General features: G+C 67.1%; 26 protein-coding genes. 7 read left to right on the top strand and 19 right to left on the bottom strand.

Annotated features, from left to right (window positions below):
• Together ACIQ51_RS11275 and ACIQ51_RS11270 are read left to right on the top strand one after the other, a co-directional pair.
• The coding region (locus ACIQ51_RS11275; protein WP_396205141.1) for a M24 family metallopeptidase at positions 1-533 on the top strand (533 nt) is incomplete at its 5' end.
• Positions 533-1,207, top strand: a complete 675-nt coding sequence (locus tag ACIQ51_RS11270) for a cyclase family protein (protein WP_396205140.1) — start codon at positions 533-535, stop codon at positions 1,205-1,207. The genes ACIQ51_RS11275 and ACIQ51_RS11270, both read left to right, overlap by 1 nt.
• Here ACIQ51_RS11270 and bla read toward each other — a convergent pair whose 3' ends face one another.
• The 6 genes from bla to ACIQ51_RS11240 all read right to left on the bottom strand — a co-directional run bounded on the left by bla (position 1,208) and on the right by ACIQ51_RS11240 (position 5,945).
• Entirely contained in the window at positions 1,208-2,092 is an 885-nt protein-coding gene (bla, locus tag ACIQ51_RS11265) for a subclass B3 metallo-beta-lactamase (protein WP_396205139.1), read from the bottom strand.
• Positions 2,089-2,610 (bottom strand): GNAT family N-acetyltransferase, encoded by a 522-nt coding sequence (locus tag ACIQ51_RS11260; RefSeq protein ID WP_396205138.1) that lies wholly within the window; start codon positions 2,608-2,610, stop codon positions 2,089-2,091. Before ACIQ51_RS11260 ends, bla begins: the two co-directional genes overlap by 4 nt.
• Entirely contained in the window at positions 2,611-3,063 is a 453-nt protein-coding gene (locus tag ACIQ51_RS11255; protein ID WP_396205137.1) for a hypothetical protein, read from the bottom strand.
• Between the two features lie 18 nt (positions 3,064-3,081).
• Positions 3,082-3,471, bottom strand: a complete 390-nt coding sequence (locus ACIQ51_RS11250) for a glyoxalase/bleomycin resistance/dioxygenase family protein (protein WP_396205136.1) — start codon at positions 3,469-3,471, stop codon at positions 3,082-3,084.
• Between the two features lie 37 nt (positions 3,472-3,508).
• Entirely contained in the window at positions 3,509-5,266 is a 1,758-nt protein-coding gene (locus ACIQ51_RS11245; RefSeq protein ID WP_396205144.1) for a hypothetical protein, read from the bottom strand.
• A 121-nt stretch (positions 5,267-5,387) separates the two neighbouring features.
• The gene (locus ACIQ51_RS11240) at positions 5,388-5,945 is read right to left on the bottom strand and encodes a pyridoxamine 5'-phosphate oxidase family protein (RefSeq protein ID WP_396205135.1); all 558 of its coding nucleotides are present in this window, start codon (positions 5,943-5,945) and stop codon (positions 5,388-5,390) included.
• A 58-nt stretch (positions 5,946-6,003) separates the two neighbouring features.
• Between ACIQ51_RS11240 and ACIQ51_RS11235 the strand changes: the two genes are divergently transcribed.
• Together ACIQ51_RS11235 and ACIQ51_RS11230 are read left to right on the top strand one after the other, a co-directional pair.
• The gene (locus tag ACIQ51_RS11235) at positions 6,004-7,266 is read left to right on the top strand and encodes an OFA family MFS transporter (RefSeq protein ID WP_396205134.1); all 1,263 of its coding nucleotides are present in this window, start codon (positions 6,004-6,006) and stop codon (positions 7,264-7,266) included.
• Between the two features lie 81 nt (positions 7,267-7,347).
• Complete coding sequence (locus ACIQ51_RS11230) at positions 7,348-7,806, top strand: hypothetical protein (RefSeq protein ID WP_396205133.1); 459 nt, start codon at positions 7,348-7,350, stop codon at positions 7,804-7,806.
• Between the two features lie 33 nt (positions 7,807-7,839).
• Here the strand turns inward: ACIQ51_RS11230 and ACIQ51_RS11225 are convergent, their stop codons facing one another.
• Both ACIQ51_RS11225 and ACIQ51_RS11220 read right to left on the bottom strand, forming a co-directional pair.
• Positions 7,840-8,220, bottom strand: a complete 381-nt coding sequence (locus tag ACIQ51_RS11225) for a nuclear transport factor 2 family protein (RefSeq protein ID WP_396205132.1) — start codon at positions 8,218-8,220, stop codon at positions 7,840-7,842.
• Positions 8,221-8,691: 471 nt separating this feature from the next.
• Positions 8,692-11,022 (bottom strand): DUF5916 domain-containing protein, encoded by a 2,331-nt coding sequence (locus ACIQ51_RS11220; protein WP_396205131.1) that lies wholly within the window; start codon positions 11,020-11,022, stop codon positions 8,692-8,694.
• A gap of 114 nt (positions 11,023-11,136) precedes the next feature.
• Between ACIQ51_RS11220 and ACIQ51_RS11215 the strand changes: the two genes are divergently transcribed.
• Positions 11,137-12,438, top strand: coding sequence for an alpha-hydroxy acid oxidase (locus ACIQ51_RS11215; protein WP_396205130.1), 1,302 nt, complete (start codon positions 11,137-11,139; stop codon positions 12,436-12,438).
• A complete protein-coding gene (locus tag ACIQ51_RS11210) occupies positions 12,435-13,826 on the top strand; it encodes an alginate export family protein (protein WP_396205129.1) in 1,392 nt (463 codons plus the stop codon). The genes ACIQ51_RS11215 and ACIQ51_RS11210 overlap by 4 nt, the downstream gene beginning before the upstream one ends.
• Here the strand turns inward: ACIQ51_RS11210 and ACIQ51_RS11205 are convergent, their stop codons facing one another.
• The 11 genes from ACIQ51_RS11205 to ACIQ51_RS11155 form a co-directional block, all read right to left on the bottom strand.
• Positions 13,827-14,720, bottom strand: a complete 894-nt coding sequence (locus tag ACIQ51_RS11205) for an enoyl-CoA hydratase/isomerase family protein (RefSeq protein WP_396205128.1) — start codon at positions 14,718-14,720, stop codon at positions 13,827-13,829. It lies immediately after the preceding gene.
• Positions 14,717-15,115, bottom strand: coding sequence for a RidA family protein (locus tag ACIQ51_RS11200; RefSeq protein WP_396205127.1), 399 nt, complete (start codon positions 15,113-15,115; stop codon positions 14,717-14,719). The genes ACIQ51_RS11205 and ACIQ51_RS11200 overlap by 4 nt, the downstream gene beginning before the upstream one ends.
• Positions 15,112-15,540 (bottom strand): acyl-CoA thioesterase, encoded by a 429-nt coding sequence (locus tag ACIQ51_RS11195; protein ID WP_396205126.1) that lies wholly within the window; start codon positions 15,538-15,540, stop codon positions 15,112-15,114. Before ACIQ51_RS11195 ends, ACIQ51_RS11200 begins: the two co-directional genes overlap by 4 nt.
• A complete protein-coding gene (locus ACIQ51_RS11190; RefSeq protein WP_396205125.1) occupies positions 15,537-17,171 on the bottom strand; it encodes an AMP-binding protein in 1,635 nt (544 codons plus the stop codon). The genes ACIQ51_RS11195 and ACIQ51_RS11190 overlap by 4 nt, the downstream gene beginning before the upstream one ends.
• 4 nt (positions 17,172-17,175) lie before the next feature.
• Positions 17,176-18,369 (bottom strand): acyl-CoA dehydrogenase family protein, encoded by a 1,194-nt coding sequence (locus tag ACIQ51_RS11185; RefSeq protein WP_396205143.1) that lies wholly within the window; start codon positions 18,367-18,369, stop codon positions 17,176-17,178.
• Positions 18,370-18,371: 2 nt separating this feature from the next.
• Entirely contained in the window at positions 18,372-19,175 is an 804-nt protein-coding gene (locus tag ACIQ51_RS11180) for an enoyl-CoA hydratase family protein (protein ID WP_396205142.1), read from the bottom strand.
• A gap of 41 nt (positions 19,176-19,216) precedes the next feature.
• Positions 19,217-19,768 (bottom strand): MarR family winged helix-turn-helix transcriptional regulator, encoded by a 552-nt coding sequence (locus ACIQ51_RS11175; protein WP_396205124.1) that lies wholly within the window; start codon positions 19,766-19,768, stop codon positions 19,217-19,219.
• Between the two features lie 2 nt (positions 19,769-19,770).
• A complete protein-coding gene (locus ACIQ51_RS11170; protein WP_396205123.1) occupies positions 19,771-20,562 on the bottom strand; it encodes an SDR family NAD(P)-dependent oxidoreductase in 792 nt (263 codons plus the stop codon).
• The gene (locus ACIQ51_RS11165; RefSeq protein ID WP_396205122.1) at positions 20,559-22,988 is read right to left on the bottom strand and encodes a bifunctional salicylyl-CoA 5-hydroxylase/oxidoreductase; all 2,430 of its coding nucleotides are present in this window, start codon (positions 22,986-22,988) and stop codon (positions 20,559-20,561) included. Before ACIQ51_RS11165 ends, ACIQ51_RS11170 begins: the two co-directional genes overlap by 4 nt.
• A 98-nt stretch (positions 22,989-23,086) precedes the next feature.
• Entirely contained in the window at positions 23,087-24,331 is a 1,245-nt protein-coding gene (gene kynU, locus ACIQ51_RS11160; protein ID WP_396205121.1) for a kynureninase, read from the bottom strand.
• Positions 24,328-25,458 (bottom strand): hypothetical protein, encoded by a 1,131-nt coding sequence (locus tag ACIQ51_RS11155; RefSeq protein ID WP_396205120.1) that lies wholly within the window; start codon positions 25,456-25,458, stop codon positions 24,328-24,330. The genes kynU and ACIQ51_RS11155 overlap by 4 nt, the downstream gene beginning before the upstream one ends.
• Before the next feature lie 123 nt (positions 25,459-25,581).
• On the opposite strand from ACIQ51_RS11155, the gene ACIQ51_RS11150 reads away from it, so the two are divergent.
• A partial coding sequence (locus ACIQ51_RS11150; RefSeq protein WP_396205119.1) for a fumarate hydratase occupies positions 25,582-26,884 on the top strand: 1,303 nt, incomplete at its 3' end.

The raw sequence follows: 26,884 nt of genomic DNA, 5'->3' as shown, positions 1-26,884 counted from the left end.
CGCCCGAGGGGACGGTGATCGAACGCGGCGATGTAGTGCACGTGGATTTCGGCATCACCTACATGGGCTTCGACACCGATTGGCAGAAGATGGCGTACGTGCTCAAGCCGGGCGAGAAGGATATTCCGGCTGGGCTCAAGCAAGCCATGGCGAACTCCAATGCCTTACAGGACGCCATGATGAAACGGCACTCGCGCCCGGGGCTCACCGGTGGCGCCGTCTTCAACGCGACGATGGCCGAGATGAAGCAGCGCGGCATCGAGGCGATGATCTACTCGCATCCGATCGGTGCCCAGGGGCACGGCCTGGGCACGGGCATCGACTTCCGGAGCGGCCTCCGGAGCGACACCACAGCACAGAACTCTCGTCTTCGGAATGGCTCGTACATCAGCATCGAACTGAACACGGCTACGCCGGTCCCCGAATGGGGCGGCAAGAAGGTGTTCGTGATGTTTGAAGACGATGCGCACCTCACGGAGAATGGCTTCGTGTTCTTCCGTCCGCGCCAGGAGCAGTTCTACCTCATCCGCTGATGGTCGACCACCTCGACCTCAGTCACACCATCGAGCACGGGAAGGTCTACTACAAAGGCCTTCCCGCGCCGGTCATCTGTGACTTCCTGAGTCGCGAAGACTCGCGCGCCCTGTACGATGAGGGAACCGAGTTCCACATCGGTCGGGTGGAGCTCATCACCAACACGGGGACCTACATCGACTGTCCGTTCCATCGCTACGCCGATGGCAAAGACACGGCGGCCATGCCGTTGTCGCGCTTCGTCGACCTACCGGCCATCGTGGTGCGCGCCACTGAGGCGCAGGGACGGGTCGGACGCGCGATTGACGCGTCGTGGTTCCGTCAGCTCGACGTGTCGGGGCAGGCCGTGCTGGTCCACACCGGGTGGGACCGATACTGGCAGACCGATCACTATTGGGAAGGGCACCCGCACCTCACCGCCGACGCGGCCGAATGGCTCCGTAATGCGGGCGCCGTGCTGGTGGGGATCGACTCCATGAATATCGACAACACGAGCGGCGGCACCCGGCCGGTGCATTCAATCCTCCTGCGACATGAGGTGCTGATCGCGGAGCACCTCACGCGGCTCGATCAGTTACCGGACGGTCCGTTCCGCTTCACGGCCGTTCCACCCAAGCTAGTGGGTGTGGGCACCTTCCCGGTGCGCGCCTTCGCGACGGTGACGAACGCGTAGTCAGCGGGGCGCGCGCTCGGCGGCCAGCCGCTTGGCGAGCGCATCGCGCGCACTGGAGGCAAGGCGGCGGCAGGCTCCGCCATCGACGAGCGTGCCTTTCTCGACCCGCTCCCAGAGCTGCGAGGCTGCCGGATGCGGGGTGACGAGAATATCGCACGCCACGCGCTCGAGCACGGCGTGCCCGGCGCGGAAGTCGTCCACTCCCGTCGAATAACGGCGGCTCTTCGTGTAAAGAAAGTCGTCCGAAGAAATCGGCGTCTGGCTGTCGGCGTACACCACCGAGTGACAGGCGGTGCCATCGCAGGCACGCCAGGTCCACGTGGTGCCACCGGGCGTGTGTCCGGCGGTCTTGTGTGCCGTAAGCTCGAGCCGCCCCACCCTCACCGTCTCGCCGTCGCGGAGCACCCGCACGCGCGGGACGCGCTCGAGCGTGGGGCCCATGCCGTACTGGGGGTCGTCCTCGAGCGGCCGGCCGGCCTCGAGCCATGCCGCACTCGACGGGAGCGCGGCGACCGTGGCCCCGGACAGGCGCGCCAGCATCGGGATGCCGCCCGCATGATCGAAGTGGGCGTGGGAGTTCACGATCAGCTTCACGTCGTCGAGACGGAAGCCGAGCGACTCGATGTTGCGGCGAATGAGCGGCGCCGACTCGGGAAGCCCCGCATCCACCAGCACATGTCCGTCGGGCGAGGTGACCAGCAGCGCGGCGAGTCCCTCCGTTCCCACGTAGTACGTGTTGCCGAACAGCTTCACGGCGGCATGCGGACGATTCCACCCTGCGCAGCTGCTGCAGTTCGGCGTGGGCGGCACGGTGTCCCGCTCCTGCGCCCGCAGAGGCGCGGCGAACAGGACGAGAGCAAGCGGGAGCAGCAGCAACCGGTTCACAGAGCACCTCGCGTGTGGAAAGAACACTCGAACAACAACACCGGCGGGGTGTCGGGTGTCAGCGCGCGTGGCCCCACGAGCTGCATGCCAAGACGCTCGAGGAGTCGGATCGAGGCGGCGTTTTCTGGCGACACGATCGCGAGCACCGATGGGAGTGCGTGCACGGTGCGCGCCCGCTCGATCGTAGCGCTCGCGGCCTCGAAGGCGATCCCTCGGCCACGCGCCGCCGGAAGCAGTGCGTAGCCGATGTCCACGCCCGGCAGGGTGGGGCGGCGTAACAGGCCGCACATCCCCACCGCCTCGCCGGTGGCGCGATGCTCCACGCACCATAGGCCAAACCCGTACTCGGCATACGACGCCATCGGCCCCGCACGCAGATAGCCGATGGCGTCATCGATCGAGTGCACCTGCCGGTCCCCGATGTATCGGAGCCAGTCCGGATCATTCACCAACGCGTGAATGAATGGTGCATCGAGTTCGGTGAACTCCCGCAACCGCAGCCGCGGGGTCTCGAACACTCAGCCCTTCGCCGCAGCCGCTTCGAGCTGCGCCTTCATCCGCTTGCGGAACCGCTCCGCAATCAGCTTCCCCAGATCCGTCTCCTTCGCCACCCATTCGGCATTCCGGAAGGCCAGCGGATTGCCGGTCTGCTGCCGATACTGCTCGAGCCACGGCTCGATGCGCGTGAACAGCAGCAAGCCTTCGCCGCTGCTCTCCATGAGGAACTCGCCGTGCATCACCCCATGACGGGCCATCGAGTACGTCATCTCCCAGTACGTGGAGCACTGGCGGAACGCCGCGTTGAGCGGATGCTCAGGGCGCGTGATGGCCAACACGTCCTCCCACGACAACGGGAGAAAACCGGCCAGCAGCGACGTGCGCGACTCGCGCATCACCGATTCCCGGCGCAATTCGTAGAGCTTGAGCGCCAGTTCGGCGTCGTGATGATCGGGATGTTTCTTCTTGGACATGCGGTAGCGCGGTAAAGGTCAGGAGGGTGGGAGCAGCAGCTCCCGGAACTGTACCACATTCCCCTCCGGGTCGCACGCATTGCACCCTCGAAAGCGTCGTGACACGAATTCCCGCTCGGCAGGGAGCACGTAGCCACCAAGCAACGGCGCGATCTCGCGCGCAGCCGCCAGGCTGGGCACCACGAAGAACGGCTTGATGTAGGTGTCTTCGCGCGGCTCCGGTGACGTCCCGGGCGTTGGTGCGCCCGGCGTGCCGGGCGGCAGCGCATGGATCACCAGTTCCGTGCGATCGGAGGAGATCACGCGGAGTCCGGGCTCCACGTGGACGGGCGACATGGTAAGCAGCGTCTCGTAGAAACGCGCCACGCGATCCACGTCGTAGGCAAAAATCACGGCGCCGCTGTTCATGCCGGCTGACAGCTGAAAATTCGGTCTTTCATCGGGGTCAATACCGCCAACTGAGCGTATCGGCCCCGCGGGGCGCCCGGGCGCGCATCCGCTCCAGAATACGGGGCACGTACATCTGGTGGTATCGCAGGCGCGAATAGGCGTTGCTCCGCGTGGCATCGCCGTTCCAACAATGCTCGGCGCGGTCGCCGTACAGGATCTCGCCGGTCCACTTGGGGGTGGTGGTCCCGCGGAGGAAGTCCTCCACGAGATACACCGCGTTGTTGAGGTAGTAGTTATCCATGTCGCCCACATAGATGTTCAACTTGTCGAACACCTTGGGGCCAAGCGTGGCCCAATCGCGGCGCAGGATGTACGACAGGTCGTAATGATCCCGCCAGTAGCGGGCGACGTCCTTGTCGATCACGCCGGTCTTCTTGTCCCAGATCGGCTTGGGGTAGCCGTCGGCGCCCATGGGGGAATAGGTGGCCTGCCAGATGTCCCACTGGTCACCGCTGCGCCCCTTGCTGCCGAGTGCCGCTTCGCGACGGTTGGCTTCTTCCATGGTCGTCTGCACCTGCCCCAGGTAATTGCGATGGGCCGGGCGTGGCGTGCGCTTCCACTGACTGTCGAGGAAGAAGGCGTTCGTCTCCTCGTAGAGATTGAAGACCGTGTTCGCGCGGAAGTCGATCGGATCTGGGCACGCGATGTAGGCCCCGTTGAACTCGTCGGGGTAGAACAGCTGCACCGCCATCGCTTCCCATCCGCCCGTGGAGCCGCCGTACGTGATGCGCGCCCACCCCTGCCCGAGGCCGCGGAAGCGCTTCTCCACTTCGGGAATGAGCTCGTACATGATGGCATCCCCCCACGGCCCCTGCGATGCGGAGTTCACCGCATACGAGTCATCGTAGTACGGCGTGGCGTGACGCACCTCCATCAGCAGCACGCGCGGAAACGCGGGGGCGGTCCAGTCCTTGTAGAACTGATGATGCAGTTCCTGCTGAATGCGATTGTAGCCCGCCAGGTTGAAGCGCGCTGAGAAGTCGGGCGTGAGGTTCGGGTCCGGTGGCGTCTCCCGGAACCCTTCGAAGGTGTACGGGAAGTGCCCGTGACTGACCACGAGTGGATAGCGCGCCTCCGGATGTTCGTCGAAGCCGGCGGGCAACAGCACGTTGGCCCCGATGTACATGTCGCGCCCCCAGAACTTCGAGAGCCGCTCACTGCGGATGGTGACGTGCTTGATCCATTTGGTGTCCTTGGGCGGCGCGATCGGGGCGATCTCGTGGTCGAGCGCCACCGTGGGCGTCAGGCCCGCGCGCGCGTCGAGCGTGATCCAGCGCGGCGTGCTGTACAGGTTGCCCGGCTTGCGGGCCCATTGCTGCCCTTCCCCCTTGTCCGGTGGCAGCTTGACGGTATGGCCGGTGCTGAGCGTGAACGTTTCGTAGCGGTTGAGCACCGCCTGCACCCAATACCGGCCGCGCGGAAGGTCCCGGAGCGAGGCAAGCGGATAGGCGTCGGCCCGGTCGTTCACCACGCGCGCCGTCCCGGGGGCCCACGCATCCACGTCGGTGCCGAAGAGCAACTGCGACTCGGGGCCGTCGCTCACCTGAAAGCGCGGCTCGCGCGTGCTGTCGGTCGATACGAGCAGCAGGAGGCGCCCGTCGAGCGGCACCTTGGTCTTTCCCGCTGGCAGCGTGACCTGCACCTGAAGGGACGGGACCGGACGCGCCTGTGCGGAGCACAGGGTGGCCGCGGTACCCAGAACGCTCGCTATCGCGGCCGATCGGACACGTACCGAGTGCAGAGCAAATCGCATGGCAGGTCGCATGACGGAATTCCGGAGGAAGTGAACACGGGATCTCCGCTAAACTACCACCTGCTGCGTGCAGCGCGTGGCCGCCGGCCGATACCCAGACGGCCGGTCAGACACCAGCGGGCTACGGCCGTTTGCGCGTGACGGGGGCGGGCGTGAACGATTGCGGACGCCAGGTGGCGGGATCGCTGTCCACACCGAGGGTGGGCGCGACGACTTCCACGCGTTCAGCCTCGACAGCGATAAGCACAACGCCGGTCTCTCGATCCGGATAGAAGCTGTTCCACGCGGGATCCCACAGCGCATCCTTCGTCGCGCGATCTCGCACGACACGGGCGCGTCCGGTCACCGCGACGTAACTGTCAGTTCCTGGATCGAAGTAGTGCATGGCCACGCGCGCATTGCCCGAGATCTCCTTCACCTTGCGCGTGCGCGGATTGGTCGCAAACCAGATGCTCCACCCCGACAACGGAGCGCGGGGCTGCACGGTACGCGCCTGCGGTCGGCCTTCCGCATCGACGGTCACGAAGGTCGCGTAGCGCGCCGCAGCCACGATGCGACGGGCCACGGAGTCGAGGCGGGCCGGCGCCGCCTGCCCCGACGCAGGCAGCGGCCAGGCGCCCAGACCTGCCAGCCATAGGGTCGCGCAGAACACGCGGGTCGAACGACGAGAATCGATCATGGGGGAAAGGTATTGGCCGCGGCAACGGAATGCCGTCCCCGGTCGTTGATTCTGCGATATGACCACTCGTCGCTGGACCATTCCGCTTGGCGCAGTGCTGGTGCATCTCGGCATCGGTTCTGTGTATGCCTGGAGCACCCTCAATCGCCCCATCCTGGCGGCCATGCCGTCGCTGTCATGGTGGGCGAGTCCACCCTACACCACGTTCACCAGTGCGCTGGTCCTCCTGGGGCTGAGCGCCGCCACGTGGGGACCGTGGGTCGAGCGCCGTGGCGCGCGCGCTGCGGCGCGGTTGGCGGCCCTCTGCTTTGCCTCGGGGCTCGTGGTCGGTGGGCTGGGACTGCTGCTGCGGCAGCCGCTGCTGCTCTTTCTCGGCATGGGCATCTTGTGCGGTATCGGCTGCGGCATCGGCTACATCGCCCCGGTGAGTACGCTGGTGAAGTGGTTCCCCGATCGCCGCGGAATGGCCACCGGGTTTGCCATCATGGGCTTCGGGGGCGGCGCGTTCGTGGCGGGATACGCCAACGCCTTCCTGATCGAACGGGTGGGTGTGGCACAGACGCTGTTCGTCCTCGCCGCGGTCTACTGCGTGGTGATGCTCGCAGGTGCGCAGTTGCTCCGCCCAGCGCCGGCGGCACCGCCGGCTGAACTGGGCACCGCCGCCTCCGCCGGCCGCGCGCGGGGGGTGGCCGAGGGGCTGACGCGTCGCGAGGCGCTGCGCACGCCGCAATTCGCCCTGCTCTGGGGTATGCTGTGCATCAATGTGACGGCTGGCATCGGGATTCTCGCGCAGGCGAGTCCCATGATGCAGGACCTCTTCGGCCGGACCCCCGCGCAGGCGGCTGGCGTGGTGGCGATCATCAGCGTGTTCAACGCCACCGGGCGCCTGTTCTGGTCAAGCGTGTCGGACCACCTGGGCCGCCGCAACACCTATCTCGTCTTCTTTGCGGCGCAGATCGTGCTCTTCCTGCTCATCCCGGTGACGGCGAAGCAAGGCGCCTGGTGGCCATTCTTGCTCTGCCTCCTCACCGTGTTCACGATGTACGGTGGCGGCTTCGCGACGATCCCGGCGTTTCTCGCTGATTTGTTCGGCACGGCCAACGTGGGCGCCATTCACGGCGCCTTGCTCACCGCGTGGAGCGTGGCGGCCGTGCTTGGGCCGGTGATCATCACCGAACTCTCGGAGCGCGCGAAGGCGGCGCTCACACCCGGGATGTCGCGGGTGGCGATCTACGACCAGCCGCTGCAGCTCCTCGCCGGCCTGTTGGCGGTGGGGTTCGTGCTCACCCTGCTGGTGAAGCCGCTACGCGCTGACCCATAGATCACCGCCTGCGCCACCCGCGCCACCCGCGTCGGCCGCACGGACGCTACATTCGCGCACCCCTCTCACCGGAGTGTGCCCGTGCGCCAGACGTTGCCCGCTGTCCTCTTCGCCCTGCTGCTCCCCACGGCAGCCTCGGCGCAGGCCACCAACCCGCGCTTTGGCCGATGGCTGCTCAAAAGCGAGGCGCCGGCGCCCTCGAGCAACATCATGACGTACGAGCCGTTCGGCGCGAGCGGCATGAAGGTCACCATTCAGGCGGTCAATGCGAAGGGCGATACGACCCGCTGGTGGTACACGACCAATTTCGACGGCAGGGACATGCCCGTGACCGGCAATGCGGGGCAGTCCCACGCGGCGGTGCGCAGCATGTCGCCACTCGTGAATGAGATCGTGAACAAGAAGGACGGCCAAGTCACCCAGCGCCTCACCAACGTGCTCTCACCGGATCACCACACGATCGCCGTGATTTACATGCGGGAGGACGCCGCCGGACGCACCACCGGCGTGACCTTCGCGACCTATCTGCGCCTGCCCTGAGGCGGCCGAGGCCGGAGGGCGAGAGCGCGCTGGCTACTGCGTGAACACTTCGCTGGTGATCATCCACCCCATCGCGCTCAGTACCCAGCGCGCCGTGTAGCGCCCCTCCTGCTGATGGGCGCGCCCCTTGACCCGCCAACGGCCTACCCAGTGCCCCAGTTCGGTGGCGCTGATCCCGTCGGGATCGACGGTTACCGTCTCGGGGGTTCGCACGTAGCCGCCGAAGCCTGGGGCCCGCATCTGCTGGTCCCAGGCCTCGAAGTTGGCGGCACGCCCGTGCAGGATGGGGCCACCAGCCACCTGCACGGCCACGTCTTCGCTCATGAAGCTCGTCACGTAGTGCGCGTCGAGTGACGCGATAGCGGCGTTGGATTGCCGGCGCAGGGCACGGATATCAGCAGCGTGATCTCGCATGTCCGCAATATGCCGTCACGCGTGTATGGCAGGCAGGGCATACCGCCCGCCGCTGGCCAGAAAGCAGGAAGCGCCGGGCCCCCGTGGCCCCCGCGGCCGTGTGGCGGGCCCGGCCGCCGTGGTGGCCAGGCACGTGGGCCCGGCGCTTCCTTGTGCCGTCCGCGGAGGACTTGTCGGCCTGTGGCCGCGATGGCACCTGCAGCCATCTAAGTCCACGTCGGCACCCGCTTGGCGGCGATGACCCGCTGCCAACGGTGCGTTCCACGCTGAGGTGGAATGTTGCAGCGGGTCGATGCACGCGGTGCACTCTCGCTACGCCTCTGGAACCCCGAGGAATCGGGACCAATCCCCGACCCGCCGAATTCATCGTGGAGGCATCGCCCTCACTCTGCGCGATCAACATGCAACGACGGGTGGAGGCGCACCATCGGGAAAACCCGTACCCCAACTCCTCCGTGCCGCCCCCCTGCCTCAGCCGCCCGTCCCGAACTGCCGAGTGAACTTCACGAAGACGCTGCGCTGCTGCGGACGCACCCAGTTGAAGAACCCGGTGGCATCACGCCCGTCGTTCAGCACCACGAACAGCCCCGTCCCGGCCGTATTCAGCCAACCAAAGCGTACGTTCGCCGACCAGATGCGCTGCTGATTGTTGTACTGCGTGAGCGTCTGCACGAACACGCGCGGCGTGAAGAAGTAGTTCAGACGCACCGCCTGCAGCGTGCGCTTGAAATCGCCCTCGGGAAGCCGCACGTCGTTGTGATCGATCGTGAGCGATCCGGAGAACGTCGCGCCGCGGCGCACCGTGAGCGTACCATTGCCGCCGCTTCGCGTCCCCGTCCAGAAGTTGCCGAAGTCGAAGCGCCCCGTAGCGGTGATGTTCTCACTCGGATCCGTCGTGTAGTCGAACCCCAGCGTCCCCCACTGGTACTGCCCCGGTGCAAGGACGACACCAGGCGAGATCTCGAACGGCCTCTGGAGTCCTTCCTGCGAGATGTTCCACTCAGGTCCGAAACGCGAACTGTTGGCGAACTCGATCTCCGTGACATCGATGTGCCAGTAGCCGGTCTGACGGAAGCCATCCTCGATATCGTAGAAGCCGCGATAACTCACGTGCGGATTCCACTGGCGAAACCACGCCCACTCCGGCTTGCGCCAGAGATACATGGCGGTCGCATCGAAGGTGCGATACCCCGCCGGACGGCTCATGAAACCCACTTCGGGATTGAAGTCCTCGCCGATCTGCGCCACCCGGGCGTTGGCGTTGAACACGTTCGTGGCGTACGCCACGCGCGCGCTGTACGCGAGATCGTCACCGGTGCGCCCGGGCGTGGTCGTCTTCGCCGCCCAGAGGTCACTCGTCCACTTCTGCCCCACGCCAAGGCGCCCATCGAGCGCGAAGGTGCGGTTCACGTTGCCTGCATCCTCGGTGGAGAGACGCTGCACGGCCATCACGCCGAGCCGTGAGCGAGCCCCCACTTCACGCACCGCACGCGCCACAGAATACGACTGCCCCGACGTGCCCGCCTCCGGGGCGTCGGTCACCATCTGCAAGAGACCGACCGTCGTGCTTCCCACTCGCCCCGAAAGACGGCCACCGCCAAGAATCGGCTGTGGTGTGCCGTTCTCCGAAATCCCGATGCGGCGGGTGAAAAAGAGATCAACCGCCTGCGGCGTCCCTGCCGAGAAGACACCGGCATTTTCGAGGAAGAACGGGCGCTTTTCGGGGAAGAAGATCGGGAAGCGCGTGAGATTCACGCGCTGATCGTCCACTTCCACCTGCGCGAAGTCGGTGTTGACCGTGAGATCGAGCGTAAGCGCGGGGGTCACCCCGTACTTGATCTCGCCGCCGATTTCCGTGGGCGTCGTCGCCGTCTTGAGCCCCTTGTTCCACCGCTCCTGACTCGACGTAAGCACGTACGGGGTAGCCGTCTGGATGCGCCGTACGGGTGGGGTGAGCTTGGCGAGATTGCCGGCGAGCGACAAACGATAGAGGTTGAACTGACGCGGAATGAACGCCCAGTACAACTCTTCGTTCTTGCGACGGATCATGCGTGAGACGTTGAGCCCCCACGTCTGCTCGCCGTTCGCCGACTGGTAGCGGATGGTGGAGAACGGAATGCGGAACTCCGCCGTCCAGCCGAGCGAATCGATGCTGGTGGCCACCGTCCAGCTCGCGTCCCAGTTCACGTTGAATCCGCCCATCGCGCCGGCTTGCATGCGGTTCTGCCCCGGCACCATGGACCCGCCGCCCTCGCCCTCGCGGATCACCTGGCCGTCGTACTCGATGCCGGCTGGCGTCGTACCGAACACGAAGCCGTTCTGGTGATCGTGATAGGTGTCGAAGACGAACGAGATATAGTCGCTGTTGGCGAGCGTCACGTCGCGGATCTTCTCGCCCGGGATGATCAGCGACGGCTCACGGTCATACATCCTGGCACCGATGTACAGGAACTTGCCGTCACTCGCAAAGCGCACCTCGGTGCGCTCCGACGCCGGCACGCCTTCGTTGAGTTCGCGCTGCACGAAGTCCTTGACCGGCGTGCCCTCGCGCCAGACCGCCTCGTCGAGACGACCATCAATGGCCGGTCCGTCGCCCTCCACCTTGATCACGGTGATCGTGGGGCGCGGACGGGCGCGCGCCGCGCGGGCAAACGAGTCGGCCACGGCGGCATCGAGGCGCATCCCCCCAGCCGGCGGGGTCGGCTGAGCGGTGGCAGTGGCGGCAAGCGACGGCAGAGCCGACAGCGGCAGGGCAAGCACAAGGCTCGCCACGCGACGTGCGCGGGGGGAGAACAGCGACATGAGGAGCGGAGGGGGGTGGAGGGAAGACCTGCTCAATCTACGTCCGACCCGCCGGCTCCGTTCGCCTCCCATCACGGACTGGACATGCTCCCCGACAGGCTACCTCTTGTGGGCATGGCCCTCGATCCCAATTCCCGCCGCCAGTTTCTCGCCTTCCTTGCCGGAAGCCCGCTCCTCGCCGCCGCCGGCATCGATCGCGAGTGGCTCACATCGCTCGGCGCCACCGCCCGCCCCGACGCACTACTCCAAGCTGCCGATACGGTGGCCACCGCCGGTCACCCGGTGCTCCAGCCGCCGCGCATCACGCGCGCCGCCGATGCCCTCGACGTGTTCGACTTCGAGGGCGTCGCGCAGCAGAACATCCCGGTGGCGCACTGGGGGTACCTCATGACGGGGACTGACGACGACGGAACCATCGCCGCCAATCGGGCCGGCTTCGACCGCTGGACACTCAAGCCGCGGCGCCTCGTCGACGTGAGTCGCATCGATGCGAGCATGGCAATCTTCGGCCAGCGCTATCCCACGCCGATCATCGTCAACCCCCTCGGCAGCCAGAAGGCGTTTCACAAGGACGGCGAGCTCGCCACCGCCAAGGCCGCCCGCGCCCGCGACCACCTCATGGTGCTCTCCACCGTGGCTACCACGTCGATCGAAGACGTCATTGCCGCACGCGGAGGCCCGGTCTGGTTCCAGCTCTATCACCAGACCGATTGGTCGATCACGAAGCAGATGGTCAAGCGGGTGGAGCGTGCCGGTGCACCGGCCATCGCCTTCACCGTGGACCTGCTCGGCGGCAGTAACCGCGAAACGATGATCCGTGAAGCACGCCGAGACACGCGCGACTGCACCAAGTGCCACCTCGGTGGCGCGCCGCTCCCCGGCGTGAGCGGTCGGGTGGACGACCGGGACAACCGCCGGAAGCCCAATCTCGTGGGATACGAGAAGCTCCCTCCGCAGCTCGAGAAGGGCACACCCACCTGGGAGTTCGTGGACCGCCTCAAGCAGTCCACCAGCATGAAGGTGCTACTCAAGGGCATCGTGACCGGTGAAGATGCCGCGCTGGCGGTGGAACACGGCGTGGACGGCCTGTTCGTATCGAATCACGGGGGACGCGCCGAGAATTCCCGCCGTGCCACCATCGTGTCACTCCCGGAGGTCGTGCAGGGGACTGCTGGGCGCATCCCCGTGATCTGCGACGGCGGCTTCCGCCGTGGGACCGACGTGTTCAAGGCCATGGCACTGGGCGCGACGGGCGTGGGCATCGGACGACCGTACATCTGGGGACTCGGTGCCTTCGGTCAGGAGGGGGTGGAAGCCGTCCTCGCGATCCTGCGCAAGGAGTTTGAGCTCACCATGAAGCAGAGTGGCACAACGACCCTCTCGCAGATCTCGGCGCGGCACATCACTGCCGCGTGACCGTCGTGCCTCGCCTTGATCGACGCCTGGTCGTTGGCGGAGCGCTGCTACTCGCCTCAGCCCCGCTGAGCGCTGTCGTAGCGCAGACGCCGCCCAACACGGCAGCACGCGACGCCTTCGACCGCCTCAAGAACATGCCGCTGTTTGGCGATCGGCCGGTCACGTTCACGGTGGCCGGGCATGCCCGGTGGCGTGAGGAGTTCTTCCGCGGCTTCAATACACTGCCGCTGAACGACGATCATGCGCAGACGCGCCTCCTGCTGGCTGGCGACCTGCAGGTGGGCAAACGATCGGGCGCGTACGGACGTCTCTTCGTCGAGGCGCGCGATGCCCAGAGCTATGGGCGCACCCTGCCCGGCGGCGTTCGCCCCAACGATGCCGACCGCGCGGACTTCCAGACGGCGTACGTGGATCTGGGATACGGCCGCTCGATGTTGCGTGTCGGGCGACAAGAGATCGGCCTCGCGCGCGAACGGCTGTTCGGTGCGCCGGACTGGTCCAACACGCGCCGGAGTTCACAGGGATCGCGGCTGCAACTGGTGCGTGGGGCCTTCGCCTTCGAAGCCGTGGAGGCGCGCCCCATCGTGGTGCGCCTCCGGCAGCCCAATCTCGCCGATAGCACGCAACGCTTTCGCACGCTCTCGATCGGGAGTGCCCCGGGAGCGCGCGCCCTGCACCAGGCGCTGCCTTCTCTGTGGCAAGGCTACTGGTACGAGCAGACCGTGAAGCCGGCAGGCAATCCGGCGGCGCGCGCCTATCGACTTACCACGGGCGGTCGCGCGCAGTGGCAGTGGGGGACGGCCGCGACATCGCACGTGCAGCGAAGCGTCGAGTTCGAAGGCGCGCGCCAGTCCGGAACGGTCGGTATGCGCTCCATCAACGCCTGGTTCTGGGTGACCGAAGGCGCACTGCAATGGAAACGCACGCGCGGGGCTCCGTCACTGGCACTCGGTGTGGAAGAGGCGAGCGCCGAGCAACGTGGCACGGACAGTGCCCTCGAGCAGTTCACCGTGCTGTATCCGGCTGCGCATCAGCACGGCGGGTACGCCGACGTGATTGGCCGCCCGAACATCCGCGAGCTGCACGCGATCTCCGTCTGGGATCCGCTCACGTCGCTCAATCTCCGCGCGGCACTGTACCACTTCGACCGCCTGCGCACCGATGACGGCGTCTACACAAAACAGAACACGGTGTTCAGGGCAGCGGGATCCTCCGAATCCCGGCATGTGGCCGACGAGCTCGATATCACAGGCACCTGGCGCGCCACGCGCCACTTGCGACTGATCTTCGGCGGTGCGTTGGTGGTGCCCGGCGCCTTCCTTAAGGAAACCCTGACCAGTTCGGAGACTGAACGCTGGGGCTTTGTGGGCACCACCTACCAGTTCTGATCACTCGCTCGCGGTAGACCGAGCGGCCTTGCGCGCGGCACGCTCGGCGAAGAAGCGTTGCACCAGCTCCTCGCGCTCCGGACTGGCCAGACACTCGAGAAAGGCGCGGGCCTCGACCGCCGCGCCATCCTCGTACGGCAGATCCACTGCGGCCGCCACGCACTCCACTATGCGTGCCGGCGCGAAGCGACCGGCCAGATCGCGCTGCACGCGCTCCCGCGCCATCTCGATGGCAGCGTGTGCCGCGGCGGTGTCACGCAGCGCCTGTCCGTCGCGCGCCCGTCGGACGGGCCCACCCGCGCTGGCCAGCTGTTGCGCCCAGAGCACGGCGTGCGCAATGGGATCATTGGCGAGCACGTCGAGCAATCCCGCAGCCACGGCATCGGCAGCGCTGAGCCGGCGTCCGGTGAGCATGAGATCGAGGGCCAGCGCCGCACCACACAACCGCGGCGCTCGCTGTGTGCCCCCCGCACCGGGGAGCAAGCCAAGCAGGACCTCAGGGAACGCCACCTCCACCGCGGGCGCGGCCACCCGGTAGTGCGCCGCCAGGGCGATCTCGAAGCCGCCGCCGAGGGCAGCGCCCTGCATGGCCGCCACCACCGGCTTGGCGCAGGCATTCACCCGATCGCATACGACGTTGAGCAGCGGATCCCGCCGCGGGCCGCTGAATTCGCGGATATCGGCGCCACCCACGAACACCGGGCCCGTGCTGCGCAGCACCATGGCCCCGAGCGTGGGGTCGGCGTCGAGACGTTCTGCCGCCTGCAGCAGCGCCTCCCGCACGGCATGACCGAGCGCATTGACCGGCGGGTTGTCGATCGTCACCACGAGAAGATCGCGAGGAGCGCCGTGTACGACCTCGCATGCGACCGGCGGCGGCGTGGTGTGCGTCATGCGTCCGGCACCACCGCCGTCACCTCGATCTCCACACGCGCCCGCGCTTCCATGAGCGCCGTGACCTGCACGGCAGTCATGGCGATCGCATAGTGCCCGACCAGCTCACGAAAGGCCGCGCCGATGGCGGGGAGCGCCGCCTGATACTCCGCACGGTCCACCACATACCACGTCATGCGTACGATATGCTCGGGCCCTGCGCCCCCGGCACGTAACACGGCCACCACGTTCACGAGGGCCTGGCGGGCCTGCTGCGCGAAGTCGTCACTGTGGAACACACCGTGTGCATCCCAACCGATCATGCCGGCCACGAAGAGCTGTCGCCCGGTCGCGGCCACGCCATTTGCATAGCCCCGCGGGCGCGGCCAGCCGTCCGGTAGCAGGGTCTCGTTCATGACTGCGTCTCCTGGAAGCGGACGATGGCCGCACGAAGATCATCGGGGAACGGTGCGGAGCGATGCGTATCGAGATCGGTACAGACGATGACCTGCCGCGCCGCGACGCGCACGCCGTCGTCGCCGCGGATCTCGAGCTGCAGCGTGAGCGACGAGCGCCCCAGTCGCTCCACGCCCAGTCGCACGGCGATGCGATCCCCCATGCGACTGATCGCACGGAAGTCGGACTCCCATCGAACCGACGGCAACCCCACGCGACGAGGACCAAGTAGCTGCTGGTAGGGAATGCCCAGCGCGTCGGAGACCCAGGCTTCCACGTGGTCCTGGAAGGCGAGGAATACCTGCGGGAAGAACATGATCCCTGCCGGATCGCAGGCACTGAAGGGCACCCGCATCCTCCGTTCGAACACCGCACCGCTGATCACGAGACCTCCAGCGACAGTTCGCTGCTGTCAGGGAGACGGAAGCGCTGCAGCTTTCCCGTGGCCGTGCGTGGCAGCTGCGAGACGAAGCAGACGGCGCGCGGATACTTGTAGGGGGCAATGTGCGTCTTCACGTGCTCTTGCAGCATGCGGACCGCCTGCGCGGTCGGCGATACACCCGGACGAAGTACGACCCACGCCTTCACGATATTGCCGCGTTCCGGATCGGGCACACCGTACACGCCGCACTCGGCGACGGCGTCATGCTGCAACAGACACGCCTCGACTTCAGGGCCAGCAATGTTGTACCCCGACGAGATGATCAGGTCATCGGTGCGCGCGTGATAGTGGAAGTATCCGTCCGCATCACAGAAGTAGGCGTCGCCGGTGTAGTTCCAGCCATCCCGCACGTACGTGCGCTGCCGGTCATCGTTGAGATAGCGACAGCCGGTCGGCCCCTTCACCCGCAATTTGCCCACGGTCCCCACCGGGACGGGCAGGCCGTCGTCATCCACCACTTCGGCCACGTAGCCGGGCACCGGCTTTCCCGTGGCCCCAGGACGGGCATGGGCTTCGTCAGCACTGATGAAGATGTGCAGCAGCTCGGTGGCGCCGATGCCATCGATCATCTCGATACCGGTCGCCTCGCGCCAGAGCGTGCGCGTGGCTGCCGGCAACGCCTCCCCGGCCGACACGCACTTGCGCAGCGACAACGTACGCAGGTCGTGGCCGAGGGCGACCAGCGCACGATACGACGTGGGCGCCGTAAAGAGGATGGTGGCCCCGAAGTCGCGGATCCCCTCGTAGAGCTGCGGCGGGGCCACTTTCTCGAGGAGCACCGCACTCGCGCCCACGGACATGGGGAAGAGCACGAGCCCCCCCAGCCCGAAGGTGAACGCCAGCGGCGGGCTGCCGATGAACACATCGTCCGCCGTGGGGCGCAGCACATGCGGTGGCCAGCACCGGCAGATCGCCATCACGTCACGATGGAAATGCATCGTGGCCTTGGGCACCCCCGTGGTGCCCGAGGTGAACCCGAGCAGACAGGTGTCATCGGATGCCGTGTCGACGGCGATGAATGGCACGTCGTATCCGGCCATGCGGTGCTCGAGACTCTCGCTGCCGGAGTCGTTGAAGCAGCGGATTGCCCGAAGCACCGGTGCCTCGACGGCAGCCTGCCGCAACTCCGCCGCGAGGGCGACATCACACAGCGCATGCGTGGCCTGACTGATCCGGATGATCGTCGCCAATTCCCCGGCCCGCAGCATCGGCATGGTCGTCACCACAACACCGCCAGCCTTTACCACCGCGAACCAGGACGCCACCAGCATGGGACAGTTCGGCGCCCGCAGCAGGACGCGATTACCGGGAACGAGCCCCATCTCCTGCGTCAGCACGTGCGCGATGCGATCGACCCGATCGAGCAGATCGCGGTAGCTCCACACAATGCCCGGGGCACGCAGGCAGGGGCGGTCGCCCCATCCGTGTATGTGAACCGCATCGTCGAGCAGTGCCGCCGCGCAGTTGAGCTGCGCGGGAAACTGGAGAGACGGCAGGTCGAAGAGGTAGTCCGGCTGCGCGTCGAGCGGCGGGAGCGACTCGAACGCGAACGTGTCGATGTGCGCGCTGGGCATGTGGTCAGGCGTCCGATGCGTGCGGGGGTCGCGAGGCGGCGTGTGTTTTGAGGAGTTCTCGGGCAATGATCAGTTGCTGCACTTCACTGGCGCCTTCGTAAATACGGAGGGCGCGGATCTCGCGGTACAGCCGTTCCACGGGCACGTCGTGCACCACGCCCATCCCTCCCCACAGTTGCACGGCGGCATCGATGACCCGCTGGGCGCCCTCGGTCGCCACATACTTGGCCATCGCCGCCTCGGCCGTCACGGTGCGACCGCTGTCGCGCTGCCATGCGGCGCGATACGTGTGCAGCGCGGCACTGTCGATCTGCATCGCCATGGTCGCCAGCGTCGCCTGGGTGAGCTGGAAGTCGGCCAGGACGCCGCCGAACATTCGGCGGGACGTAACGCGGGCAAGAGCTTCCGCCATCGCGCGGCGGGCAAACCCGAGCGCGGCCGCCGCGACCGAGGTGCGAAACACGTCGAGTGTACGCATGGCGAGCTTGAACCCCGTACCGGCAGCGCCAATCCGTTGCGTGGCCGGCACCCGACACTCGGTGAAGCGCAATCGAGCCAAGGGATGCGGAGCAATCACGTCGATGCGCTCGGCGATCGAGAGCCCCGGCGTGTCAGCATCCACGATGAACGCCGAAATGCCACGCGCCCCCAGGGCTTCACCGGTCCGCGCAAAGACCACGTAGAAGTCGGCGATACCGCCATTCGAGATCCAGGTCTTCTCGCCGTTCAGCACATACTCGTCACCCTCTGCTCGCGCGGCGCACTGCATCGCGGCCACATCGGAGCCGGAGTCTGGCTCCGAGAGGGCGAAGGCGGCGATTGCCTCACCACGCGCCACGCGCGGGAGGTAGCGCGCACGCTGCGCACTGGTCCCGTCGAGACTGATGGCCCCCGAGCCCAACCCCTGCATGGCGAAGGCGAAATCGGCGAGGCCGTTGTGCGCGGCCAGCGTTTCGCGGATCAGGCAGATCGATCGCGTATCGATCGCCTCGCCTGCCCCGCCAAACTCCCGGCCGGCCACCGCATGGGCGAGCCAGCCGTGTGCCCCGAGCAGCCGCACCAAGGCACGGCAATCGGCGTCGGCATCACCGGTATGCACGCTGGCGACGTGCTCGGCGGCCCACGCGTCGAGCGTCGTCGCGAGCTCCGCATGGTGCGGGGCGAAGAAGGGCCACGACAGATGATCGGCAGCGGTCATCGTCATCGCCCGGTGAACACCGGCGCGTCTTTCGCCACGAACGCGTGGTACGCGGCGCGGAAATCCTGCGTGAGCATGCACAACGCTTGCGCCTGCGCCTCCGCTTCGATCGCCTGCTCGATCGACAGGTTCCACTCCTGATGAAGCATCGTCTTGGTCAGGCCGTTGGCGAAGGTGGGACCCTGCACGAGGCGGCGCGCCAAGGCCGTTGCGTCGGCCAGCAGCGGCTCAGGCTCCACCAGTCGATTGAAGAAGCCCCAGCGTTCCCCTTCCTCACCGCCCATGCTGCGGCCGGTGAACAGCAGTTCGCTGGCGCGCCCCTGTCCGATGAGGCGGGGCAGCATGGCGCAGGCCCCCATGTCGCACCCGGCAAGTCCGACACGGTTGAAGAGAAACGCCGTGCGACTCCGCGTCGTCCCGAGCCGCAGATCCGAGGCCATGGCCAGGATCGCGCCGGCACCGGCACACACCCCATCAACAGCGGCCACGATGGGCTGAGGGCAGGCGCGCATGGCCAGCACCAAATCACCGGTGAGCCGAGTGAAACGAAGCAGGTCCGGTGCGGGCATCGCGACGAGCGGTGCGATGATGTCGTGCACGTCGCCACCGCTGCAGAAGTTGCCGCCGGCCCCGGTGATGACCACCGCGTGGACGTCGGTTGCCTGCCGCAGTGCGCGAAAGGTGTCGCGAAGCTCCACGTAGCTGTCGAAGGTGAGCGGATTCTTCCGCTCCGGTCGATGCAACGTCACGGTGGCCACACCATCGACGCACTGCCATTGGAAATGCACCGGCGCGTGGTCGGCCATGGTGCACCGTGTGCCCGCATCGAGACCGGCGGTGAGGCTGTTCATGACGCGCGCTCCTTGCGCGAAAGGGGGCGGGAATCCTGCTGGGGGGCGAGATGGGCGCGCAGTCGACCGAGTTGCTCGTACAGCATGTCCCGGTGTTGGCCGTCGAGGCCGTCGAACAGCTCGATCAGCCACTGCTCGTGCTCGGCCGCCATCGCGAGGAACTGTGTACGTCCCGTACGGGTGAGCGAGACGATCGTCGAACGGCGATCGCGCGGGTCCACGATGCGCGTGACGTACCCGTCCGCGACGAGCTGTTCGGTCAGCACGGTGACATTACCGCCCGTCACCATCAGGTTGCGCGAGAGGGTATTGAGCCGGAGGCCATCGGGGTGGCGCTCCAACTGGGCGAGATAGTCGAAGCGGGGCAACGTGACGCCGAAGCGCTCGCGGAGACGGGAGCGGATCACCTGTTCGATTTGCGTACTGCAGGATAGGAGACGGAGCCACAGGCGCACGGCTGAATGATCCGACGACTGGGCGCGTGCCTCCTGACCGAGCCGGTCCTGCGCGACCACGTGCACATGGGTAAACCGTCGGGCAGGCGTCATGGTCACATCACCTCGCCGCCACTCACCGAGACGATCTGCCCCGTGACGGACGCCGCACCCGCGGAACAGAGCCAGGACACCGCGCTCGCCACCTCCGCGGGCGCAATAAACCGCTGTTGCGGGTTGAGGGCCGCTAGCTGGGCGCGCGCCTGTTCCGGCGTTCGACCGGTCTTCTGGACGATGTTGTCCACGCTGCGCGTGAGCATGTCGGTGTCGGTGAACCCGGGGCAGACCGCATTGACGGTGATGCCGGCCGTGGCCACCTCGAGCGCCAGTGACCGCGTGAAGCCGATCACGCCGTGTTTGGCGGCCGCGTACGCAGCCACGTAGGGGTACCCCCGCTGCGCCGCCGTGCTGGCGATGTTCACCACGCGCCCCCAGCGGACCGCACGCATCCCGTCGATCACCGCGCGCGTGCAGTGGAAGGTGCCGGTGAGGTTCACCGCCAGCATCTGCTGCCACAGCGCATCGGTGGTTCGCGACACGGGCGCACTTTCGGCCTGCCCGGCATTGTTGACCAGCACATGCACCGTGGGGAGCGCAGCGAAGGCGCGGGTGACGGCAGCGCTGTCCGTCACATCGCACACGCACACGCTGGCCGGCGGGCCGAGGACCTCGGCGAGCGCGTCGAGCGGCCCTCGTGATCGCCCGAGCAACGTGACGGCGAAGCCGTCGCGCACGAGCTGTTCGGCAATGGCGGTCCCGATGCCGCGACCAGCGCCGGTGACCACGGCGTGGGCGCCTTTCGGTACGGCAGCGTCGCTGGTCAACGCGACAGGGGGTGAGTCGTTCATGTCTCGCGCCTCAGGGTATCCGGACCGCTGCCACCACCGCGCGCGAAACCACCGGACGGCGGTGGCGCCTGCTGCGCCTTCTCACGGGCAAACCCGGCCTCGAGCTGGCCCTTCGCCGCGCGATACGGCTTGGGCCAGCCGATGGCCGTGTAGCCGATCCGCGCCGCCTCGGTGAGTGTCCACGCCGGGTTGGCGAGGTGGGGGCGCGCCACCGCGCAAAGGTCGGCGCGACCGGCAGCGATGATCGAATTCACATGGTCCGCCTCGCTGATGGCGCCAACGGCCATCGTCGGGATCCCCGCCTCCTGCCGGATGCGGTCGGAGAAGGGCGTCTGGAACATGCGACCATAGGTGGGTTTTTCCCGCTTGCTCACCTGCCCCGATGAGCAGTCGATCATGTCGGCGCCGGCGCGCTTGAACGCACGCGCGATCTCCACGGCATCGGCGGGGGTGATCCCGCCCTCCACCCAGTCGTGCGCGGAAATGCGCACCGACATGGGTAACGCCTCGGGCCAGACGGCGCGCATGGCGCTGAAGACTTCGAGGGGATACCGCAGCCGCTGCTCGAGCGATCCACCGTACCCGTCGGTCCGCTGGTTCGTGAGCGGCGAGATGAAACTCGACAGCAGGTACCCGTGCGCACAGTGAAGCTCGAGCCAGTCGAAACCCGCGGCAGCGGCACGGCGGGTGGCGGCAACGAACTGCTCGCGCACCGCATCCATCTCGGCGCGCGTGATCTCGCGGGCGCGTTGGCTCACCCCCGGCAGATACTCCTGTGGCGAGGCGCTCACCAATGGCCAGTTCGCCTCGGCACCGGTGTCGGGGAGCGGCAGGTCGATCCCATCCCACGCGCGGCGCGTGGAGCCCTTCGCTCCGCTGTGGCCAAGCTGCAGCGCCATGCGCGCCTCGCTGTTCGTGTGGACCCACTCCACGATGCGCTGCCAGCCCCGCTGCTGCTCGTCGTTCCAGAGCCCCGGACATCCGGGAGTGATGCGCGCCTCGGGACTTGGACAGGTCATCTCCGCGAACACGAGCCCCGCCCCGCCCATGGCACGCGCGCCGAGGTGCACGAGGTGATAATCGCCCGGCATGCCGTCTACGGCGGAGTACTGCGCCATGGGCGAGACCACCACACGATTCGTGAGCAGCACCGACCGCACCTGCAGCGGTGTGAACATGGGTGGCACCGGCGCGACCGGCGCGTGAACCGGCGCCATGACCGGCGCCGGCACCGTCACTTGTGCCACGGCCCGCTCGGCAAGCCATTGCTCGTAGCCTTCGAGCCACCCGCGATCGCGCAGACGCAGGTTTTCGTGGCTGATGCGCTGGCTGCGCGTGAGCATCGAGTACATGAACTGCTCGGGTTCGAGCTGGTCGCAATAGCGCGTGCCGCACACCTCGAACCACTCCATCGCGTTCCACGCGGCGTTCTGGATGCGCAGCGTCTCCACCCGGCGCAGCTCCTGGAATCGCGCGAGGATCTCGGGGATCTGCTGGGGCGCGTCACCCGTAAGCTGAAATTGCCGGACCAGCTCGATCGCATCCTCGAGCGCCAGCTTGGTGCCCGATCCGATGGCGAAATGCGCCGTATGCACCGCATCGCCCATGAGTACGACATGGCTGCCATGCTGGTTGCGCAGCCACCACTGCTCGCACACGATTCGCTGGAAGTTGAGCCACGCCGACCCGCGCAGATGCCGCGCGTTGGTCATGAGGCGTTCGCCCTCGAGGGATTCGGCGAACAGGCGCTCGCAAAATGCGACCGACTCGTGCTGATCGGCGTTGTCGAGACCATGCGCCTGCCAGACCGACTCGGGACACTCCACGATGAAGGTCGTGGTGTTGGCGTCGAACTTGTAGATGTGCGCCTGAAACCAGCCGTGCTCGGTGCGCTGGAAATCGAAGGTGAAGGCGTCGAACAGCTTGTGCGTGCCAAGCCAGATGAAGCGGTTCGGACGCGTCACGATGTCTGGACGGAAGACGTCGGCGTACGCCGTCCGGATCTTCGAGTTGATGCCATCGGATGCGATGATCAGGTCCGCATCGGGATAGTCGAGATCCGAATCCACCTCGGTTTCGAACAGCAGCTCGACGCCGAGCGCCTCGCACCGGGCCTGCAGGATATTCAGCAGGTGCTTGCGGCCGATCCCCACGAAGCCATGGCCCCCCGAGCGGATGCGCCGTCCCTTGAAGCGCAGCTCGATGTCGTCCCAATGGCTGAACGACTGTTCGATCTGATCACAGCTCTCGGGATCCCAGCGCCGCATGTTCTCCATCGTGGCGTCGGAGAACACGACCCCCCAGCCGAAGGTGTCGTACGGCCTGTTGCGCTCGACCACGGTGATGCGGTGAGCGGGATCGAGCTTCTTCATGAGGAGGGCGAAGTAGAGCCCGGCCGGCCCCCCGCCAATGCAGACGATACGCATGCGCTACACTACTCCCAATTACTTCAACCTTCAAGTAATCGCCGGCAGCCGCCCTCGTCTCGCCTCGTCCCGCCGCCTGCCACCGGCAGGCCGAACGCTCACGTCACGGCCTGCCGCACCTGATACTCGGGCGCCCGCCAGGCCTCCGTGCGGAGGATCTCCGCCAGCACGTCCACGGCAGCCGCGATGTCGGCAAACCGCAGGTAGAGCGGCGTGAGGCCGAAGCGCATGATGTCGGGGGCGCGGAAGTCGCCGATCACCCCGCGCGCGATCAGCGCCTGCATCACCGCATACCCCTCAGGATGCCGGAACGATACGTGGCTGCCGCGCGGCGCCCCCGCCGCCGGGCCCACGAGCTCCACGCCGAAGCCGTGGCAGCGCACCGCCACGAGCTCCATGAAGAGGGCCGCAAGGGCGCGCGACTTGGCCTCGACCTGGGCCATCGGCACCTCGAGGTGCAGGTCCACACCACTCTCCAGCGCGGCCACCGCCAGCACGGGGGGCGTGCCGCAGAGAAAGCGGTCGATACCGGCCCCCACCTCATACTGATCGACGAAGGCAAAGGGACGGGCATGGCCCATCCATCCGCCCAGCGGCGACTGCACGCGATCGTGGTGACGTTCGGCCACGTACAGGAAGGCCGGTGCGCCGGGGCCGCCGTTGAGGAACTTGTACCCGCACCCCACGGCGAAGTCCGCACGCGCGGCATTGAGCTCGAGCGGGACGGCCCCCACCGAATGACTCAGGTCCCAGAGCACTAGCGCACCCTTCGCGTGCGCCGCCGCCGTGATCTCCGCCATGTCGTAGCGCTCGGCGGTCTTGTAATGCACGTGCGTGAGCAACACGAGCGCCGTGTCGTCGGTGATCTGCGCCAGCAGCTGCTCGCGCGGCGCCAGCTGCAGCCGGCGATCCCCACCGAGCGTGCGCAACGCCGACTCCACCATGTAGAGATCGGTGGGGAAGTTGCCGGGTTCGGACAGCACCACGCGGCGCGCGGGCTGCGCCTGCAGCGCCGCGACGATGAGCTTGAACAGATTGACCGACGTCGAATCCGCCACCACGACCTCATGGCTCTTCGCACCGATCAGGCGCGCGATCTTGCCCCCCACGCGACGCGGGGCACCGATCCAGTCGGCGCTGTTCCAGCTGCGGATCAGCCCCGTGCCCCACTCCTCGGCCATCACGGCGTTCACGCGAGCTGCCGTCTGCCGCGGGAGCGCGCCGAGGGAGTTGCCGTCGAGATAGATCACGCCGTCGGGCAACGCGAAGCGCTCGCGGAAGGGGGCCAGCGGATCGGCGGCATCGAGCGCAGCGATCCGTTCGTCGAGGGAGGGAGCGGTCATGGCGTCGAAGTGGGGCGGATCGAGGCGTCGCTAGTGCTGCGGTGCGCGCCGCGAAGAAACGTATCGAGCGACGTGCCGCCGGTGCCGGCCATGTCGCGCGCCGCGCCGGACGGCGCCACGATGTAGTCGTGTGCCAGGCGCATGTGGGCCTCGCGGAACGCGGCGATCTGCTGCAGCGCCTCGTTGTAGGCCTGCTGCAACACCACCGTCCCGCCGGTGACCCGCTCACGAACGCGGGTGCCCTGCTCCACATCGTCCACGAAGCGCCGATGGGGAGGCGGCATGTAGGCACGGACGGCCCGGAGATAACTGCCGGCTGGATGATCGGCGTGCTTCACGCCCAGCATCGCGTCGAACAGCTGCAGCAGCGCGCTCTGGGCGGCGCTACCCCCGATGTGGCGCTGCGGCTCCTCCGATACGCCCTCGTAAATCACGCCCGGCGTGGGCCATCCGGCCACGAACGGCCGCACGCGCAGATAGTAGGTGGCCGGATCGCACCACCGCCGCACGTGTTCGAGCGCCGCATGCACCGCGACCATCCCCTCGGCAAAGTGCCCCAGGGCGGCCGCGAGCTCCGCATCGCTCCCGTCGGCCGACAGCGCCGTGGCGCGGGCGACCACGGGCAGCAGCGGCGCACCGGCGAGTTCCACGCCCATGGAGGCGATGAAGAACCAGTCCTCATCGACGCCACCCAGGAACTGGATCTGTGTGCGCGCATTATCGACCGACACGGGGGCACCCGTATCCACCAGACGCCAGTTGGTGAGCGTGGTGGTGGCGTAATGCGCGATGGGCGGACGATCCATTCGGGCCGCCAGCGCCGACAACGGCACCGCAAGCGACGGCGGCAGCCGCAGATCGGGCTCGTCGCCCCCCCACACGTACGCATTCGCATAGTGCGTGAGCAGCAGAAGCCCGCGTTCCTGATCGGCGGCGGTCACGAGCCCGGCCTCGTCGAGCAGCGGCAACGCCCGAATCACGTCTCGCACCTTTCGCGAACGGATCAGCGCCGACAACTCCGGCGCCACCGCATCCCAGGCCGCGTAGGCGGCGGGAAGCTGCAGCGGCAGCGGGTCAGGTGAAACAAAGCCCGTGACGGGGTCGACCTGATAATGGGAAAGTGCCATCCGAACAATCGTAGAGCGGGACGGGCCATCATGACATTCGGGATTTGTTCACCCCACACCGATTTCGGCCGGGCCGCCACGGCGCCGTTCCGCTACCGCTCGCAGGCCGCTTTTTTTCTTGGCATGACCACCATCACCCAAGCCGATTTCATCCAGTCCATCGCGGACGCGCTCCAGCACATCTCGTACTACCACCCGCTGGACTACATCCACGCGTTGGCGGATGCCTACGAGAAGGAGCAGTCGCCGGCCGCCAAGGACGCCATCGCGCAGATCCTCACCAACTCGCGCATGTGCGCCGAAGGGCACCGCCCGATCTGCCAGGATACCGGCAGCGTGGTGGTGTTCCTCAAGGTGGGCATGAATGTCCGCTGGGACACCACACGGTCGATCCAGGAGATGGTCGACGAGGGGGTGCGTCGTGCCTACCTGCTCCCCGACAACATCCTGCGCGCGTCCATCGTGGCCGACCCGGCCTTCTCCCGCAAGAACACGCGCGACAACACGCCGGCCGTCGTGCACGTGGAACTCGTGCCCGGTGACACCGTCGACGTGAAGCTCGGCGCGAAGGGCGGTGGCTCCGAGAACAAGTCGAAGTTCGCGATGCTCAATCCGAGCGACAACATCGTGGAGTGGGTGCTCAAGACGGTGCCGCTCATGGGCGCCGGCTGGTGCCCGCCGGGCATGCTCGGCATTGGCATCGGCGGCAGCGCCGAAAAGGCGATGCTCATGGCAAAGGAATCGCTCATGGAGCACATCGACATGGCGCAGCTCAAGGCGCGCGGCCCGCAGAACAAGATCGAGGAGCTCCGTATCGAGCTGCACGACAAGATCAACGCGCTCGGCATCGGGGCCCAGGGGCTTGGTGGCCTCTCCACCGTGCTCGATGTGAAGATCTGGGATTACCCCACGCACGCTGCGTCGAAGCCGATCGCGATGATCCCCAACTGCGCCGCCACACGCCACGCGCACTTCGTGCTCGATGGCAGCGGTGTCGCGTCGCTCCCCGTCCCGCGCCTCGAGGATTGGCCCAGCGTCACCTGGCGCCCCGACGCCAACGCGAAGCGCGTGGATCTCGACACGCTCACGCCCGAGGTCGTGGCCACGTGGAACGCCGGTGACCGTCTGCTCCTCAACGGCAAGATGCTCACCGGGCGCGATGCGGCACACAAGCGCATCGCGGATCTCTTCGCGAGCGGTCAGGGGCTACCCGACGGGGTGGACTTCACCAACCGCGTGATCTACTACGTGGGCCCGGTCGATCCCGTCCGCGACGAGGCCGTGGGCCCCGCCGGCCCCACGACGGCCACCCGCATGGACAAGTTCACCGAGATGATGCTCGCGAAGACGGGCCTCATCGCCATGGTGGGCAAGGCCGAACGCGGTCCCGCCGGTCTCGAAGCCATCCGCAAGCACAAGGCGGCGT

This window comes from Gemmatimonas sp., from assembly GCF_044344655.1.
Taxonomy (GTDB): domain Bacteria; phylum Gemmatimonadota; class Gemmatimonadetes; order Gemmatimonadales; family Gemmatimonadaceae; genus Gemmatimonas.
This window is presented reverse-complemented; position numbering and strand designations above follow the sequence as displayed.